Source organism: Pseudomonas sp. NGC7 (assembly GCF_047159675.1).
GTDB lineage: Bacteria > Pseudomonadota > Gammaproteobacteria > Pseudomonadales > Pseudomonadaceae > Aquipseudomonas > Aquipseudomonas kermanshahensis.
On the sequence record NZ_BAAFZY010000001.1, the window covers coordinates 6,210,353 to 6,225,452 of the forward strand.

Sequence of the window (15,100 nt, forward strand, 5' to 3'; positions counted from 1 at the left end):
TTGAGGCTGTCACGCGCAGCTCGGAACCTGTCCCAAGAAGATTTCCATGGTCGAGTCGAGGCTCGGCAAATGAGTAACATTGAGCACGCCAAGAGCAATCCCACCCTGTCAACGATGGAGGAATTCTCCTCAGTACTCGACATTGATCTTGTAGCCCTACTGGCGGTGGCTTCGTCCTATGCGCGTCACCAAACACCCAAGGAGTTCTTGAAAGGCGTGGCTGCTGAGATCGCGAAGCTCGAAAAGCTGGGTGTGCTCGACAAGCTCCATCATGAATTCGAGGACGGCAAGCTTCACTCAGTCCATCCCCGTATCAGATCTGGAGAGGCCAATCGGCAGGCGGTGCTCAAGTGCAAGGCTGAAGGAAAAAGCCAGAAAGAGACGGCGGAACTGTTGGGGCTCGACAAGTCTAGGGTTAGCAGGCTTTGGAAAGACGACCATTAAGCGTCGGTACACGCTTGGAGTAGGTACGCGTGATCATCTGGGCAGCACTAGCAACTACGCAGGAGGCTACCCAGATTGCTGACAATCTGATTCGCGACCATTTCCTGATCGAGCTCCTTGAGCGAAGCGATTGCCTGAATCACATCGCTCACATCTCGAGGCGCTAATGGCCTTCCACCCGCCATCACAAATGGCCCATCGGTTTCGGTGAGCATACGATCAAGTGGCAGCGATTCTACAAGCGTCCGGTGCTTCGTGGACTTCAACATCTCGATGTTGATCGAGAAGTAGCATCCGAGATCCAAAGCCCGCCTAGCCTCCGCCGCACTGCCAGTGAACCAGTGCAGCACGACCCTACCGCGATCAGGTGGAAGGATGCGCTCGATATGTCCCAGCACCTTTGCAGCAGTGCGGACGCTGTGCACAGTGAGGATCTTGCCCCCCTGCTCAGAACAAGCTGACAGGATCCGGGAAAAGATCCGCTCTTGCACCTCGAAGCTGGAGTAGAACCGAGGCCCGGCATCGAGACCAATCTCTCCGACGTATCGCGTCCCTTCCAGCAAGCGCTCGAACAGCGCGAGCTCCCCTTCACGCTCCGCCACGAGCTGCGGGTGCAAACCCAAGGCGACCCGCACGTGCTTAGAAGTACTAGCCAGTTCCTGATTTCGAGCCCAGGCCTTTGGCGTGGTGGTAACAGCGAGCGTGGCTACCCCTTCCCTATCGCACTCACGAATCAAGGCTTCGTGATTGGGATAGAGATCTAGGTGGCAGTGAAAATCCACCCATTTCGGACGCTCGCGCACTGTTTGGTTCATAGGGGCTGCGCCCTGACTCCAGTCAAATATCGATGGACTTCATTGAGGCCGTCCACATACACCTGCTCATACGCCTGATGGTCGTCCGGATGGTCGATCAAGGGGCCAGGGATGTGGATGTCGAACCTCGGACTGTTCGGCGCCCGCTGCAGTCGGCGGATGGCCATCTGGAATGATCGCACATGTGCCCCGTCAGCCTTGTTCGTGTTCAAGACATTCGCGTGCAAATCGGGAATCACATACGGGGTTATATCATCGCCGCATCCATGGGCAATGGAGGCCCGCCGGATGATACAAGGAACGCAGAAGCCGCAGTGTTTGGGTTGCCGGTTGGTCGGATCCTTTTGGTATCGTGCCTTGCCCGGTGAGGAGCACGACATGGTTTTGTGGACGTTCGCACGGAGAAACTCACCATCAGCGCACTGCTTGGCCATCTGCCCCTTAGTGCGATGTCCATACATGTTGTGCAAACGCATCTGAAGCCCGAGGCCCGCAAAGAGCTCGTTCACACGAGCCATGTAGTAAGGGTGCGTTGTTCGCGTGCTCAGAGCTCCCAACCTCAGCGGATCAAGCGGGACATTCAGAGAGATCAGACCGTTCTCAGGAACATGGATCACCATCTTCTCGCCCGTAGCATCGGCTGCCAACGCCGCCAACGCGAAGAACAGGAATGAACGCCCCCGTAGCGTATCCTCACCCTTGGTGTTGGCTACGAGCCCCTGCGGGAAGCCCACCCTGGCCTGCACCTGATGGATCGCAGTACCTGGGTATCGCTCCTGCAGAGCCTCGAAGCATTGATCCTGATATTTGCTGGTGCTGTTGGAGTCCCAGTAGTGGCTTACCAGCAGTGGGGACTCCCCTGTGGCCAACAGGTCGATCGCACCAATGAAGCTGTCCATGCCGCCCGAGAACAGACACACGCTTGTGGGTGTAGCGCTCCGAAACAGCTCCACGATGGGTGCCAGTTCCTCCACGCCTTCAGGCCGAGCGCGGAAGAAGATCCTCCATCGATCACCCGTTAAGAAATGCAAGGTCGAAGCTAGTAGCGCTGACACCGAATGCCACAATGCCGGATCTGCGACAGGTACATACAGGTCAATCTCACGCGTCCAGGCATTCTGGGATTCAGTCTTCCGGGAAATACGGGTGTCAGCGGCCGTCAGCACTCCGGCAACCAATGCCAGATCGATTGCTGTTTCGCTCGGGCGCATGCCCTTGTTCGAAAGCTGATCGATCGCTTGCCCAATACCAAAGCTCAGCCGCTGGTAGCCGTCCAGAAATGAAATTGCGGTTTCATAGCTCCCTGGGTGCTGAATGTCGATCGGGTCAGTATCGCTGCCGCCGAGCCGGCAGATGATGCTGTGGTGTCTCATTGAGCTGCCTCCCCTGCGACAGCAATGACCTCGAAAGCCGATTCGTAAATTCTGCTGATCACGACCTGGATGTCCTGATCCGTGAGACCTGGCAATCCCTCCAACCTATCGGACAAGCGCCCTCTCGTTGCTCCTGTAATGAAGTCATGAAGCTCGGTCTGCATATGCTCTACCGCCTCAACGTCATCGGGGATAGTCACGCCTCGTTGCCCGAGGTCGGCCATCACCATCCCCTCGATCGACTGCGACACAAAATCTAAAAAGAATTCGTTCATCTGTTCTGGCGTAATTTCATCGAACGTAGTGTCGCCGGACTCGGCGAGCGCGATGATATTTTCAAGCATGGCCTGGCGTGCTACAGCCTCGTCGATCGCTCCGCCGGCAGGACATACAAACTCAACGAGGGCCATGAATACTTCAGAAGATGGGCGGCCTGCCAGGCCATTCAGATTCAGCCGACGCAATACCTCGGCTGCACCGAAGCGCTGCACATCCCTGATGACGCCAAGCAGGCGCCCCGCTGCTGCACGGGACGCTCCCATGCGCCGAGCAGCACGCCCAGCCCCGCCTGTCCCGCTTCGCACGTAGCCGGAGAGAGCTCTACCCAGCGCGCTGCGGCTTCCTGTTCTCGCAAAACGTGTGAACTGTGTTCGAGCTGGCTGCAGCTTGGCCGTGCCATTGTTGTCTACAGGACGCTGCCCTGACTGACCTCCCTGCCCTGGCTGATTAGGATTGTTCGGACTGTTTGGATCGCTGGAAGGATTTGAGGGCTGCCCAGCTTCACCGGATTGACCAGGTGTGGTTGCAGGCGCCACATCATCCACCCAAGACGGAACCAGTCCAGAAACAGATCCCCCGTAACCTTTCGATGTTCCCATACTGCATTCCTTAGCGTTTCGGGCCGAGATCCAACAATTGCTCAGCGGCTACTTTGAGTTTTTTGTTCTCGACCTGTGCGGCCCACTGTTCTTGAACGGCCTGGAGCGCTGATTTTGCGGCTGGCTCAACCAAGCACTCGCTGAAAGAGGACGCCGCCCAGCCACCCAATCGCTCGACAGGTAGTCCCCGTATGAATTCGAGCAGTCGGTTTTGTAGCCGTGGCTGTTCCTTGACGAGGCCAACCATACCGTCGATGCCCTGAGGGCGCTTATCGAAGATGTCTCCCTGGAGGATACGATCCCGGATCGCATCGAAGACCTCTTCTGAATCAGGAGCGGACAGTTCGCGCATGCTGTTGAGCACAGGCGCGCTCTTCAACTTCATACGTGGGCCCATCAGGATCTCTACCAACGCTTCAAGCTGACTGGTAGCTACGAAGCCTGCGAGGGAGCTGCGCTTATCCCTAGTGACAAAGACGTAAGGCCTAAGATCAACACCGGCGAGTGTGGGGTCGATCCGTGCCCAGTTGAGCGCCCAGTCACTTTTAAGCCATTGCTGAAGCTCAGCACCGATAGCCACGGCCACCTTGGGTTTAGCCTTTCGCTCACCCGTCTCCTGCTCATCATCCTCGACTTCCTGAGGCGCAGCCCTCGCCCGCTTCTCAAGCCCGGCGAGAGCCTCTGGTGCGCCGTCCTGCGCCAAGGATGCGAGCCTCGCGATCTGCTCGTAGAAATCGCTGTAGAAGCGCTCAGCCAACATGATCTTCGCCAGAATTGGCCGACTGATCTCGTTGCCAAACCCACGCGCTTCAGCGATCGCCTGGCGGAGCATCATGGAGTTCAGGAATCGCTTGATCTGGCGTGGGTTGCCGCGCGTGCCTTCGCTCAAGATCTTGGTGACATGAGCGCTGATTGTGATCGCCTGGCTGACCTCCTCGGTCAGCGTACCGCCCATGGCCGCCTGCACGACGCTGCGCTCGAGCCCCTTGCTCTTCCACGGCCGCTTCATGTCCTCTCGGGCGATGTCCAGCAACGCTTGGAACTTGGAGTTATCGGCACCCAGGGCATTCTCAAGCTGCAGCAAGGTGATGTAGACACGCGTCTCGGCCAAGCCAAGCGCCGGGATGCGGAACGGTACCTGGATGAGTTTCTCGAGGTAGTTGCGGGCGTAGTTCGACGGGCCCGAGCTTTGCGGGAGGTCTGGGAAATGCTCACGCACCGCGTATTCGATCATGGCTTCATCAGCACCGATGACGAACGCGGTGCGCTCAACGAACAGGAACAGCCGTATCGCTTCCAGCGTTTCGATGGCCGTTTTCGGCAGGCACCGGTCGAGGTCGTCCACGATGACAACTAGCTGGTCGATATCGGCGGCGTCTAGCAGCTCTTTGAATTCCTCTCGGAATTTATGGATGTGCTCAGGGAGCTTCTCGGAGTCGTCACCGCCTTCCTTGAGGAAGTCGCCGATCTTCTCGGCCGCCCCCTTCAGATCATCCTTGCTCACATGATCCGTTGGGTTGGCGACCACGGACGTGACCAGGTCATACACCCCCTTCAACTGATCCATGGTGGGGATGCCGGTCATGGCAGTGAACGCAAAGCCGCCGGCTTTGCGCGCAACCTTCAGCCAATCAACACGCTTGAGCACCTTGGCCGCAGCGGCTTTCACTTTTGCTGAGTTTGGCCTGGCTCGCTTCAGCTCATCGACGATCGTCTCGATGACTACCGTTTTGGCGTCTTCAAACCCTTCAAACGTCCAGCCGTTAAACCAGATGCAGCAGACACGATCGTTGGCTTTGAGCTCATCCTGGGTCATGCGCAGGACGCTGGACTTACCGGCACCCCAGTCCCCGTGCACACCAATGGTGATGGGGGTATCAGGGGTATCCTTGATGAGCTTCACAACCGTTTTGGAGATCGCGCTGTAGTACAGCAAGTCCGTTGCGGTTTCCTGGTCGTTCAAAAACACTGCGCTTTCCCTCGCCTGCAATCTGCTGATGGGTGCAGTTATACAGGCAATGGGCCAGCAAACGCCAACGGCAGCTGCGCTTGAATCTGCACGTGGAGAGTTAGGTCAGGTGCCCTGATAAGCCGAAGTTTGGCGTAGGCTCTACATGAGATATCGATTGTAACGAGCCACAGCATTGTTCATGAGCGAGTCAAAGACAGGTCTGGCGATGTACCGCACTACTGCCTGGCTTCCATACACTGAAACCGGATAGTCGTAGAAAAAGTCCATCAAAGCGTCGACCACATCAGCGGTTCGCTGCGTTTCGGTCAGACCATGAGCATTGATCCATCCAAACTTGGTCAAGCATGAAGGTAACGGCCCAGGCAGCATGAGCCTAACAGTACCTACCTTGCTCCTAAGCCGGTCTGACGCATGAAACCAGGCCAGTATTTTTCTCGACGGGAATGAAACGAACATCCCAACATCCGCTTGCGGCCCGAAAGCTGCGCCATCCTCGGTGACGGCAATTGGGATGCAGAGCCGAATCTGCGTAACGAACTGCAGCAGCATATTTCCTCCAGATGATAACTATCGCCCCCTGCCACCAAATCCTGCAATAAACTCTGTCAGATAAGGGCTGAAAATTTTGGTTGAGAGCTCAGTCAATTGGGTGAGGAGCTGGCTCCCATGCTCTGGAGTAAATACGTTGGACGATCGACCTAGCCCGGCGGCGCTATCGAAAAAGTAATGACGTCGGTCAAATGATTGAAGATACTCCTCCACCGCTAGACGCTCATCCTCTGCCAAAACATCCATTATCAAGCCAGTCAGAAGTATTGCCAACTGTCTACGCACTACCGAACTCACTAATGGCCCTAAATTTAGGTTGTATCGAAAAAGCCGAGCATCTATGCCAATCGATTGCCTAGGGAACAAAGAATGAATAATCCCATAGCGGGGATAAAGGAATATTCGAACTATAGTCTGAATCAGACGCCATTCAGAATTATTCCCGCCACTCGAGGCACTAATCTCAACGCTGGACATAAATGCCTGCACTGACAGCAACGCGCCTACCACCTTGGGAGTCAGAGAGCGATGGGGAAATTCCACCGGACTTGTCTGGGCATGGTAGTAGGAAAAAATTTTCACCGCCATATTAAGTTTGTAGCTTTGCTTTCCGGGCGTGTCGAGTAGCGGAGCTATATGTATAGGGCAAACAGTCTGAATAACTGAACACCACTCAGTAAGCATTGTTGGGAGCTTGAATGACCGAATGTGATCACAGAAGCATTCGTAGCAGAATGCCCCACGATAATAGCGCGGTATCAACCACGAACTTTTGGGCGCGAACATAGAAAGATCTGAACCCCTAACTCCAAGCCGTTCAAGCGCGATATTGCTGAACTCGCTCGGCAAACAAAAGTCAGGATCGAAATCAGCACGCTGCATACAAGATTGGTAGATCTCCAACAGACCATCGATAGATCGACCTGCATCGGTGGGTATTGCCCCTTGGCGGTACAACCAGGATGTAAAAAGCTCGTTTGAGACCGAGAGGATGGCGCCATTCATTTGATATGCCTAATCCTTATTTCCACTTATGCTTCAAAAGCGGATGACAAAGATGCTGCATGGCTGAAGCGAGATTGCCGCCTGTGATTTCATACAGCCGGGTTAGTTCAAGGTTCGATACGTCGTGCAACCCAAGCGATGCGGTGATGAATTGAAAGTGATCAATGAACTGCGACAGACCTGAAAAGCTACGCAAATAAAACTCATAGCGTCTCTGAGACCCCTCAATATCCTTGTGATGAATACTGCGGTCGCGATCCCATCTGGACAATGTCTGAGAAATTATCAAGCTCATACCCGGTAACGCTGAAGCAATCTTGCTCAAATGCCCTATAGCCATTTTCCTCATTGGGATAGTTATAGCAAAGTCATCTACATCTTCAATAAGCACTCCGACGATCGGTTGCATCTCTATAAGAGGGGATATAAATGCTGGAATAGGTGCCCGGTGTGAGATACCCTCAGCCCCCAGCCCCAACTGACAGTAAAACGTCTCAAGCAGGTTGCGGCCAGTTATTGCCGGCCTCGTGATAGGTATACACGCAGCCCCCATAGAGCTTGCGACCTTCTCCATCAAAGTCGAAAGTCCAGAACCTTCACCAGCATTTATTATTATGATGGTGGGTTCAGGCAGCGCCAACCGATCTGTGACCAGATCATGAATACCTTGCTGGCATGGTGTTAACCTATTGTTGAGTAGACAATTCTGCATTACGATCACTCTTTGGAATATGTATGTTGAACCCAAATCGCATAGCAATGTTATGCAAGCGAGGGAATTGCTCCAGCGTAATGCGCTCGACTCCCGAGTCAATTGCATCCATGGCGAGACATTTCATTATCTTGACAACGTTATCCATGATGCCGTAAGAGTCGGTATGGATTAGCGTTCTAAGCTCTTCCTCTGAGAGGTCGGATTTGAGTTTAAGCGGAAGATGTGCCTCGTAGGTTGCAATAAAATTAACGAAGTCCTGCCCCATCTCCCAGTCCTTGATAGCAAACTGCACAAATCTCCGATCAATGATACGATCCAGCATGAGGACGCTACACGCCTCAGTATTCCCAAACGCAATTACGCATAGCTTTAAAGTGCCCGACAAATTACGCATAAGTGAAAGAAGCGTACGTTTCTGAGCGTAAGGTTGTAGAAGCGCATCGTTCAGTTCATCAATGACGATGGCACAAATATTGTTTGCCTTAATGTATTTGAAGATTAGCTCTTCTTTGTCAGCAGTGCTACGGCGACCAACCTCAATGCCAAAGGCCTCCAAAATACGATCATGTAACTTGAAGCGATTGGTATTCTCGGTCAGTTCGACAAATACCATTTTCCTGTCAGAGTTTGCGCTGAGAAATTTCAGCCGATGCCACGCAGCTGATTTCCCATCCCCACCCGCACCGTGTATAAAGATGCAAGACGATTGAATTTGATTGCGGGTGTACAACATGTGGTCAATACACTCAAACATCAAAGCGAATTTTGGTGTGTCGATCCAAAAATCATGCCTGCAGATCTCAATGCGCTCAGTCGCAGAAAGTTGGAGATTATGGCGAAGCTCTGGTAACACGTGTTCGTATGATGAGAGTGTGTCCATGATCATTTTTTGAACCTGTCAATTATCAGTGTGGGCTGCAAAATCTCGGGCGCACCTCGACTACTTTCAATGATACGTGGTGGGCCAATTACTGGTCGGACTGCTGGGTGAGTAGGTAGCAGCTCCATTTTTGCGGTGATATCTTTGGGCGGCCTGGGCTTTTTATTTGTTTGTGTCTCAACCTCAACTGCTAGTTCACGCTGCCTTGCTTGCGCTGCTAAACCATGCTCATCATCAATCAGTCCTGCAGGCGCGCTATGACCGACGTGGCGGGCACTCGACAAGGCTTTATGGCTGCTATAAGACTCCCAATTTTTGGACAGTCGATTCTTGGTATATGTGCACGGGACATGTATAAACCTCCCAGGAACCATAACCCAGATTGAGTCTAGGTCATAAGGCTGATACCTTATCTCCACATCTGTTGCACCAATATACGGGTCAAGCTCGATACTATGAAATCTTCTGCCCGCAAAATTCATCCCATATGATTGAATCGTGTGATTGTAAGATGGCGCCAAAAAATCAATCTCAAAGCGCTTCTTTTGATCCGGCTTAATCACCCTCTCATGATCTAGAAGCCCTTGTGAATCATAATAGAACCACGCCTGGCGCGGAGTGCTCTGCAAGCCTTCATGCACCGTCCCATGATAAAGAATCGCTTCATCTAGCAAGAACTTCCCATATTGAACTATGTCGTACCTAGCATCATTCTCCGGGTTTAAACCCGCTCGTTGAATCACATTGCTACCTGTGGTTCCGGGCAGGAAGTGTACTTCCCCCATGAACGTTCCTATTACGCGCTCGATCAACCCGCCGTACCACTTCTTGTCGACTGGACGATGATCCCAATCCATCCCCCATCTCCTACACGTTGCCATGAATCGAGAGCTCGTGAACTCAGCAGCGTTATCCGTGTATATCGAAAAGGGGATGCCGTAAAATGGATATGCACTGGGATCGATTCCATAGAGCTCTAAGAATTCAGACTTATCCTGGACTGCAAAGGCTAGCGCGCTTGCCACAGTCATTAAGCTCGGGGGGCGAAAGCTCAGATACATCCCAAGTATCACCCTTGTTAGGGCGCACATGATCATTGTCAACCAAGGACGCCCTACCAAAACATTGCGGTCAAACTCATCGACCAAAAGTATGTCAACCAAGGTGTGATCCATCTGCACTTGCTGAAGCACACGCTCCATAATCTTTTTCTTGGGTGTCGGTTTATATTTGTTATCACCTGCCTCCTTGCCATACTTTCTGTAATATTTTTCTTTTTCCGGCTTTGCAGCCACAAACTTCCTGCATTGATACTTGCTAGGCGGCAACTCACCTTCAGGCACCAGCCCTTGTGCTCCTTTCCAAACTTTTGCTGATGATGCGTCTGGCCCTTTGTAATTCTCCTGATATGAGAGTTCGAGCGCGCTGCGCTGGCCCGGCGTTAGCTTATGGCTTCCTGGCTTGGTTCCGCGCTTTTTTCTAGTTAGCTCAAGATAGCTAGTCGACTGTAAAAATGACCGATAGAGATTGTAGAACTGGCTTTTTTTGACCTCCAAAAGCTCCATGGCTTTGGCTTGACCTATCAAGCCTAGTCTCAGTTGCTTAAATATCGCATCGCGCTTCCGCGCAAGCCGTAACTCTGCATCGCTCACATCGAGAGCTTCATAAGGTACAGCGGATTGAGTAACGGTAGCATTAGCTGGCTTCCAAGGCCGTGGGATCTTCAGGGGTGGAACCTTAACTCGAACCGGCTTGGAAGTATGAATTGTTATGGCCGTTTGAATTTCCTTACTCACTTTAGTTATCACCTGTCATGTCGAATTGGTAGTAGCAACAAACAACCCTCCGATATCCATTGACTCTTACTACTGGTGATTAACACGATCACTTTACTTCACTAAAATGGTGAAGCGACCTCTAGCAACCATGACTCTGCACCACCGTCAGAATGATCTTGGTTGAGGTGATCGCTGCCGCTGGTAAGTGGCCGAAGCTCGCCTACATCCAAACGTTCCGCAGCCGTATGTCGGCCAGGTCTCCATGGACATGCACTGTCATCACGCAGGACTTACGTTTTGGTGGTCGACTACTGAAACCTATCAGAAGAATACGTTTCAGTTACTAGTGACAGACGCTAGCTCACAACGCCGATGGCCACAACAACTTTTATCAACGCAACGCCGTCAACAAACTGCCATTCAGAATAATGCTTAAATTGTAATTTGAGCATCGGGATTTATTTAGTAATTTTTTCGATTTATTTTTCCTGCCAGCTCAATCACTTGTGAGCGAGTAATTTAATTAACTATAAATTGAAAATTGCAATACATAAATAAAGCGACGATTAGATTACCCCCAGATCTGGTTATAAAACTGGGGAGAGTATGGAATTTTTTGTCTATTAAATCGCGACTCTTATAGCACCTGAGTACCTGGGGCTATGGCCTGAACCTCGCTCCAGAATTGAATGCAATTCCGCCTGGACGCATTCTTGGCATGCAACCAAACGGCTCCCTAGGTTCGTTGGGTAACGATCTTATCGAACCATTGGAGGCGCCTAGAAGAGCGAACGCGCTGAATTCAACCTCTGGATGAGGATTGCAGACTGCCAGTCTGTTTCCCAACGCTGACTAACCGCCGTTGACATCGGAGTTCGCGGCGGGGCCGCGACAAAGCCCTTAAAGACATTCGCGCTTGGTCTGTGGCTGAGTACTGGATGGTGCTAAAGGTTGTCGTACAACTGCTCGACTTAGCACCTGTTCCGTGCAGTCGTTGAGTGGAAAATGGCCGGGAATGCAGCTTTTTATCGGAAAACAGAAATCTGTTTTCCAATCTAGTGCTAGCAGTGTCGATTTTGGTCAATAAAATCAACGGCCTATCCCGTTCCGATAAATCGGTGCCCGTCACAACTGAAAACCGGATCCCCTGAAATCAGGCCCTTACGCATAGATTCTCCACTGCTGCTTAAGGTTGTCCCGCTAATCGTGCTCTCTGTATAGCCTTAAAAACCGGACTCCAGTCTTCCTGCCATAAGCGCTCTGGGCTAGATCTGAAGCTTCCACCTCCGCCATTTCCTGCCGTCCTGACTTAACTGAATGGGCTGGCGGTGATCAACCACTAAAATTCAGCCAGACCTACAGAAGCACTGCTAGTATTGAATTCTTCAGTCTAGCTTGGACTGGCGAATTCGCATGCCTAACCTACGGTTACCTATCCCAATGCTGTCTCCGCTTGGCTGGGGTTCATCTAGTGACCTCGGCTTGCCTGATAACGTGCATGTATTGGCGGCGCTTGAGTCCTTTGAAGATAATGTCCATGCCATAGAGTCTTATAAGGCAATATCATTGTTCTGCCACTTCAAAGACATATCATCCGCCACACCGCAAGGCCATAGGCCGCAAGTTTACCCAGAGTCTCTTGAGCGAATTCTGAATTGGAGCCTTATAGTTTGCCGAAAGTCAATATTCGGTTGGGCGCCAGAGGATATAAAGAACTGTTTGTCTTTCCTCGAAACGCCAGATGCTTCATGGATTGCCTCAGCAAGTCATAGCCGCTTTGTGCTTGACCGAAGATGTTCACATGCGGAGTGGCAGCTTAATGAAGCTTGGCGGCCATTTAGGCGTGTAGCCAAGAAGGGAGCTTTTATAGAGGGAGCTCATTGGAGTAGATTAGATATGGAGCGCAATTTGATTTTGGAGCTCTTTGAATTCCTTGCTTCAACTACCTCATGCGTACTCCCTAATTTATCGATAGAGTCCATAGAGCAATTGCGCGTCGCGATCCCAAGGAAACGCCCCGCTAGAGCCGATCGGAGGGCGCACAGTGCTGGGTTGCCGCGGTTGCATCCACACGAACTCGATTGGGTTTTTGGAATAACAGCAGAATTGCGAAGCTCTGATTGGTATTACAATATTATTTTGTTCGCGATGGCAGTCATGCGCTACACCGACATCCCTCTTATAGCTCTCTGTCGTGGCTATGAGCGTGCTGGAAAATTATCTCAATTTAAGATTGGGGCTGACAATATTTGGCGCTTTACTGATCATCCAGGCCTCGCTTCGGAAAAAATTTATAAGTTAGATGGGAGGATGGAGGTTTACCTAAGGATGCATGCTGACTACCTGTGCTTACCTTTTGAGGAAGAATTGCCAGATGCTGATATATTTACTCGCCCGGGATCCGACCATGGCTTTGGATATTATTATCTGCTTAGTCTGATGACAGGGTTTCGTGACGAAATATGTCAATTGATCGAAAATTGTGACTATCCTGATGCTTTTGCCCGCAAAGATATTTTCATGGGGCTGTCATTTACACTGATACGCAGATCTAGGAGGCGTGGTCGGCCACGTCGGATCTAAGCACCGCTGATTGCAGCAAGGAGCTTCATAGCTACCTCATTGCTTCTGCCCTGCCCCTGTAAAGTCTAGATTTTTCATTGGAAGCAGGTCATCGACTCGGATAGCGCTCAATCGTGGCATGAAGGTTTCGCAAGCGTCGACGAAGTTTTAGAGAGCCGTGAGGCTCTGAAGCACCTGGTTGATCCAGCCCATAGAAAGGATGACGATCTGAGATAGCGTGCCCCGTTGGGGACGGCTATCGTAAACAGTGCCACCGGCTGCGCCGGCGTCGCGGCCCGCCGGGCTTGCATCTTTACGCCATTCAAGGCCATGAGAGTCAAACTCGAGCCTGATGCCACCCTCGCCTACGGCCTTGATTGTGACCGGCATCGTGACTTTCTGAAGGATCCGCTCAGTCGATCCCCCTGCCATGGGCGGGTGCGGTAGGTGACATCGACCCCTGCAATCATAGCCATCCGGATCAACCCATTTGACCTAACGGAACCATCAATCTGCAGCTTGCTGATGTGGTATGGCAGGTAATCACGACTCTCGTCGGTGCCCACATGTAGAGTCGAGCGAAGGGCGTCGGCTAAAGCGTTGACCTCTAGAAGGCCTAGATCGTCGGCCAACGAAATAGCGCTTCCGAGGACAGTTCTGGAGGGAGTGTGGACGACGACAGCTACCCAAGGGCGAACAGCTGAACCGTCATCACTACGAACAAACTGATCCACTCGCGTGACGTCAAGAACCGCGGTGATGTCCTCGACTGGTTTCACACCCCTCAAGACCAATCCAGAGCGGCCCGCTTTCTCATGGGTCAACAGCACATTGGTTTTCTGAAGCTCAACCACGCTTGGGAGAATCTGAGCTGGCAGGCATTCCTCTAGCGCCGCTATGCACTTGGGCAACACCTCGCCTGGGAGCTCGAACAGCTCAGCAGCACGGCATTGGCCAAGCTCTTGGTCAAGAACGATGAACTCTGCATCGGACAGATGCTGCTCAAGCTCTTGATCATCCTCTTCGAGTTTGAGTGCCCTGTAGGTGTGGTAGCCAAGGAGCGCAGCCATGACTTCCTGGAGTTTCGCGTGCCCTACTTCAATGCCTGCAGCGAGCAGTTCAACTTTAGCGTGTCGAGCAGCATTGGTGAGTATGTTGGCCATCTCATGATCCTCTGGCGCTGTCTTTGCTGCTGGTCGCTTTATCTGTCGCAAGACAGCTGAGTCACAAGATGCTGGAAGGAAGTGATGGGTGAAGAACCTCTTTGAGTCGACCAGAGCTGAGGTGAGGCAACCTTGATTGACCGTAGTACACAGGTTGGTCTAAGTACGCAGTCGCCGACGGGCGGAGTGAGGTTTAGCATTTTACTCAACAGTTGGCTTCAGGGTTTTTCATCATCTAAGATCAGCTACCACTCAACTCAGCCACGAGGCAACCTGCGTTATGAATTTCATGTTTCGTATCTGGGACTTCCTCTTTCCGGATCATAGGCCGGAAGGCGAGATAAGGCGTGAGCGCGAGTTCATCGATGCACTCAATCAGCTCAAAACCTTGAAGGCCACTGACCGCGGCGGGATGTCGATTGATCCCGAGGAAATCCGTGAGCAGGTTTTACGCAGCCGTGAAGCGGTGAAAGATCTGGTGGATCCGGCTCACAGAAAACGCTCTAAAACGGGGCCTGAGGGTTGATTTGGCTCTGACTGTCATCTGCCCTGCCCTTCATTTCCAAGCACATTTTCTAGCGTGCCCCTGCGGGGACGGCTGTTGTGAACCAAGCCGCCACTGCGCAGCTGTCTTGGCCCTACGGGCTGCCATCCTCACGCCTTCGGCCAGAGGCCTGCGCGCTCCGCTTTCAAGTGCTGCAATCACCAACCTATCACTGACTTCACTTTGATATATGGTTAGTAATTTTTTAGGGTCGAAAAAATAAATTTGGATTCTATAGCCCCATTCTGGATGTTCTTTATATGGTACGTAAAGTGGGTTCACGTACCGTATAAAGAACATTTTTATCAATGTGCCTATTTTGGGATGTTTCAAGCTTGCCGCCTTTGAGTTTTTCTTTGCTGCAACCATGCTATCTTACTTGGCCTTAATAAAAGCGCGTCAGTGTCTAGAGGCACGCCACG

Annotated in this window: 14 protein-coding genes; 3 read left to right on the top strand and 11 right to left on the bottom strand. The window is 52.0% G+C overall.

The features are described from left to right. Positions 1–69 precede the first annotated feature (69 nt). A complete protein-coding gene (locus tag ACMCNM_RS27800; protein WP_412765793.1) occupies positions 70–444 on the top strand; it encodes a helix-turn-helix domain-containing protein in 375 nt (124 codons plus the stop codon). Between the two features lie 47 nt (positions 445–491). On the opposite strand, the gene qatD is transcribed toward ACMCNM_RS27800, so the two are convergent. The 9 genes from qatD to ACMCNM_RS27845 all read right to left on the bottom strand — a co-directional run bounded on the left by qatD (position 492) and on the right by ACMCNM_RS27845 (position 10,427). Then, positions 492–1,259, bottom strand: coding sequence for a Qat anti-phage system TatD family nuclease QatD (gene qatD / locus ACMCNM_RS27805; RefSeq protein WP_412765794.1), 768 nt, complete (start codon positions 1,257–1,259; stop codon positions 492–494). Then, positions 1,256–2,632, bottom strand: a complete 1,377-nt coding sequence (gene qatC, locus ACMCNM_RS27810) for a Qat anti-phage system QueC-like protein QatC (RefSeq protein WP_412765795.1) — start codon at positions 2,630–2,632, stop codon at positions 1,256–1,258. The genes qatD and qatC overlap by 4 nt, the downstream gene beginning before the upstream one ends. Then, positions 2,629–3,510 (bottom strand): Qat anti-phage system associated protein QatB, encoded by an 882-nt coding sequence (gene qatB / locus ACMCNM_RS27815; RefSeq protein ID WP_412765796.1) that lies wholly within the window; start codon positions 3,508–3,510, stop codon positions 2,629–2,631. The genes qatC and qatB overlap by 4 nt, the downstream gene beginning before the upstream one ends. Before the next feature lie 10 nt (positions 3,511–3,520). After that, the gene (gene qatA / locus ACMCNM_RS27820; RefSeq protein WP_412765797.1) at positions 3,521–5,479 is read right to left on the bottom strand and encodes a Qat anti-phage system ATPase QatA; all 1,959 of its coding nucleotides are present in this window, start codon (positions 5,477–5,479) and stop codon (positions 3,521–3,523) included. 141 nt (positions 5,480–5,620) lie between these two features. Next, entirely contained in the window at positions 5,621–6,031 is a 411-nt protein-coding gene (locus ACMCNM_RS27825; protein ID WP_412765798.1) for a hypothetical protein, read from the bottom strand. 18 nt (positions 6,032–6,049) lie between these two features. Further along, complete coding sequence (locus ACMCNM_RS27830; RefSeq protein ID WP_412765799.1) at positions 6,050–7,036, bottom strand: hypothetical protein; 987 nt, start codon at positions 7,034–7,036, stop codon at positions 6,050–6,052. A gap of 16 nt (positions 7,037–7,052) precedes the next feature. Beyond that, on the bottom strand, positions 7,053–7,748 hold the full coding sequence (locus ACMCNM_RS27835; RefSeq protein WP_412765800.1) for a hypothetical protein: 696 nt from the start codon (positions 7,746–7,748) through the stop codon (positions 7,053–7,055). Further along, a complete protein-coding gene (locus ACMCNM_RS27840) occupies positions 7,723–8,637 on the bottom strand; it encodes a TniB family NTP-binding protein (RefSeq protein ID WP_412765801.1) in 915 nt (304 codons plus the stop codon). Before ACMCNM_RS27840 ends, ACMCNM_RS27835 begins: the two co-directional genes overlap by 26 nt. Beyond that, positions 8,634–10,427 carry a transposase gene (locus tag ACMCNM_RS27845; RefSeq protein ID WP_412765802.1) on the bottom strand — a complete coding sequence of 598 codons (1,794 nt, stop codon included), beginning with the start codon at positions 10,425–10,427 and terminating at the stop codon, positions 8,634–8,636. The genes ACMCNM_RS27840 and ACMCNM_RS27845 overlap by 4 nt, the downstream gene beginning before the upstream one ends. 1,878 nt (positions 10,428–12,305) lie before the next feature. Between ACMCNM_RS27845 and ACMCNM_RS27850 the strand changes: the two genes are divergently transcribed. Then, positions 12,306–12,992, top strand: a complete 687-nt coding sequence (locus ACMCNM_RS27850) for a hypothetical protein (protein ID WP_276216593.1) — start codon at positions 12,306–12,308, stop codon at positions 12,990–12,992. Positions 12,993–13,336: 344 nt separating this feature from the next. Here the strand turns inward: ACMCNM_RS27850 and ACMCNM_RS27855 are convergent, their stop codons facing one another. Continuing rightward, positions 13,337–14,134: a hypothetical protein gene (locus ACMCNM_RS27855; protein ID WP_412765803.1), complete on the bottom strand. Its 798-nt coding sequence runs from the start codon at positions 14,132–14,134 to the stop codon at positions 13,337–13,339. Positions 14,135–14,414: 280 nt separating this feature from the next. On the opposite strand from ACMCNM_RS27855, the gene ACMCNM_RS27860 reads away from it, so the two are divergent. Beyond that, the gene (locus tag ACMCNM_RS27860) at positions 14,415–14,660 is read left to right on the top strand and encodes a hypothetical protein (RefSeq protein WP_276216591.1); all 246 of its coding nucleotides are present in this window, start codon (positions 14,415–14,417) and stop codon (positions 14,658–14,660) included. Between the two features lie 30 nt (positions 14,661–14,690). Here the strand turns inward: ACMCNM_RS27860 and ACMCNM_RS27865 are convergent, their stop codons facing one another. Beyond that, complete coding sequence (locus ACMCNM_RS27865; protein ID WP_276216590.1) at positions 14,691–15,047, bottom strand: hypothetical protein; 357 nt, start codon at positions 15,045–15,047, stop codon at positions 14,691–14,693. Between the last annotated feature and the right edge of the window lie 53 nt (positions 15,048–15,100).

Excerpts from the sequence above, each read along its gene's own strand:
- qatB (WP_412765796.1), bottom strand. The coding sequence starts at position 3,510 with ATGGGAACATCGAAAGGTTACGGGGGATCTGTTTCTGGACTGGTTCCG.
- ACMCNM_RS27855 (WP_412765803.1), bottom strand. The coding sequence starts at position 14,134 with ATGGCCAACATACTCACCAATGCTGCTCGACACGCTAAAGTTGAACTG.
- ACMCNM_RS27840 (WP_412765801.1), bottom strand. The coding sequence starts at position 8,637 with ATGATCATGGACACACTCTCATCATACGAACACGTGTTACCAGAGCTT.
- ACMCNM_RS27850 (WP_276216593.1), top strand. The coding sequence starts at position 12,306 with ATGGAGCGCAATTTGATTTTGGAGCTCTTTGAATTCCTTGCTTCAACT.
- qatD (WP_412765794.1), bottom strand. The coding sequence starts at position 1,259 with ATGAACCAAACAGTGCGCGAGCGTCCGAAATGGGTGGATTTTCACTGC.
- ACMCNM_RS27835 (WP_412765800.1), bottom strand. The coding sequence starts at position 7,748 with ATGCAGAATTGTCTACTCAACAATAGGTTAACACCATGCCAGCAAGGT.
- ACMCNM_RS27825 (WP_412765798.1), bottom strand. The coding sequence starts at position 6,031 with ATGCTGCTGCAGTTCGTTACGCAGATTCGGCTCTGCATCCCAATTGCC.
- ACMCNM_RS27865 (WP_276216590.1), bottom strand. The coding sequence starts at position 15,047 with ATGGTTGCAGCAAAGAAAAACTCAAAGGCGGCAAGCTTGAAACATCCC.
- qatC (WP_412765795.1), bottom strand. The coding sequence starts at position 2,632 with ATGAGACACCACAGCATCATCTGCCGGCTCGGCGGCAGCGATACTGAC.
- ACMCNM_RS27860 (WP_276216591.1), top strand. The coding sequence starts at position 14,415 with ATGAATTTCATGTTTCGTATCTGGGACTTCCTCTTTCCGGATCATAGG.
- ACMCNM_RS27800 (WP_412765793.1), top strand. The coding sequence starts at position 70 with ATGAGTAACATTGAGCACGCCAAGAGCAATCCCACCCTGTCAACGATG.
- ACMCNM_RS27830 (WP_412765799.1), bottom strand. The coding sequence starts at position 7,036 with ATGAATGGCGCCATCCTCTCGGTCTCAAACGAGCTTTTTACATCCTGG.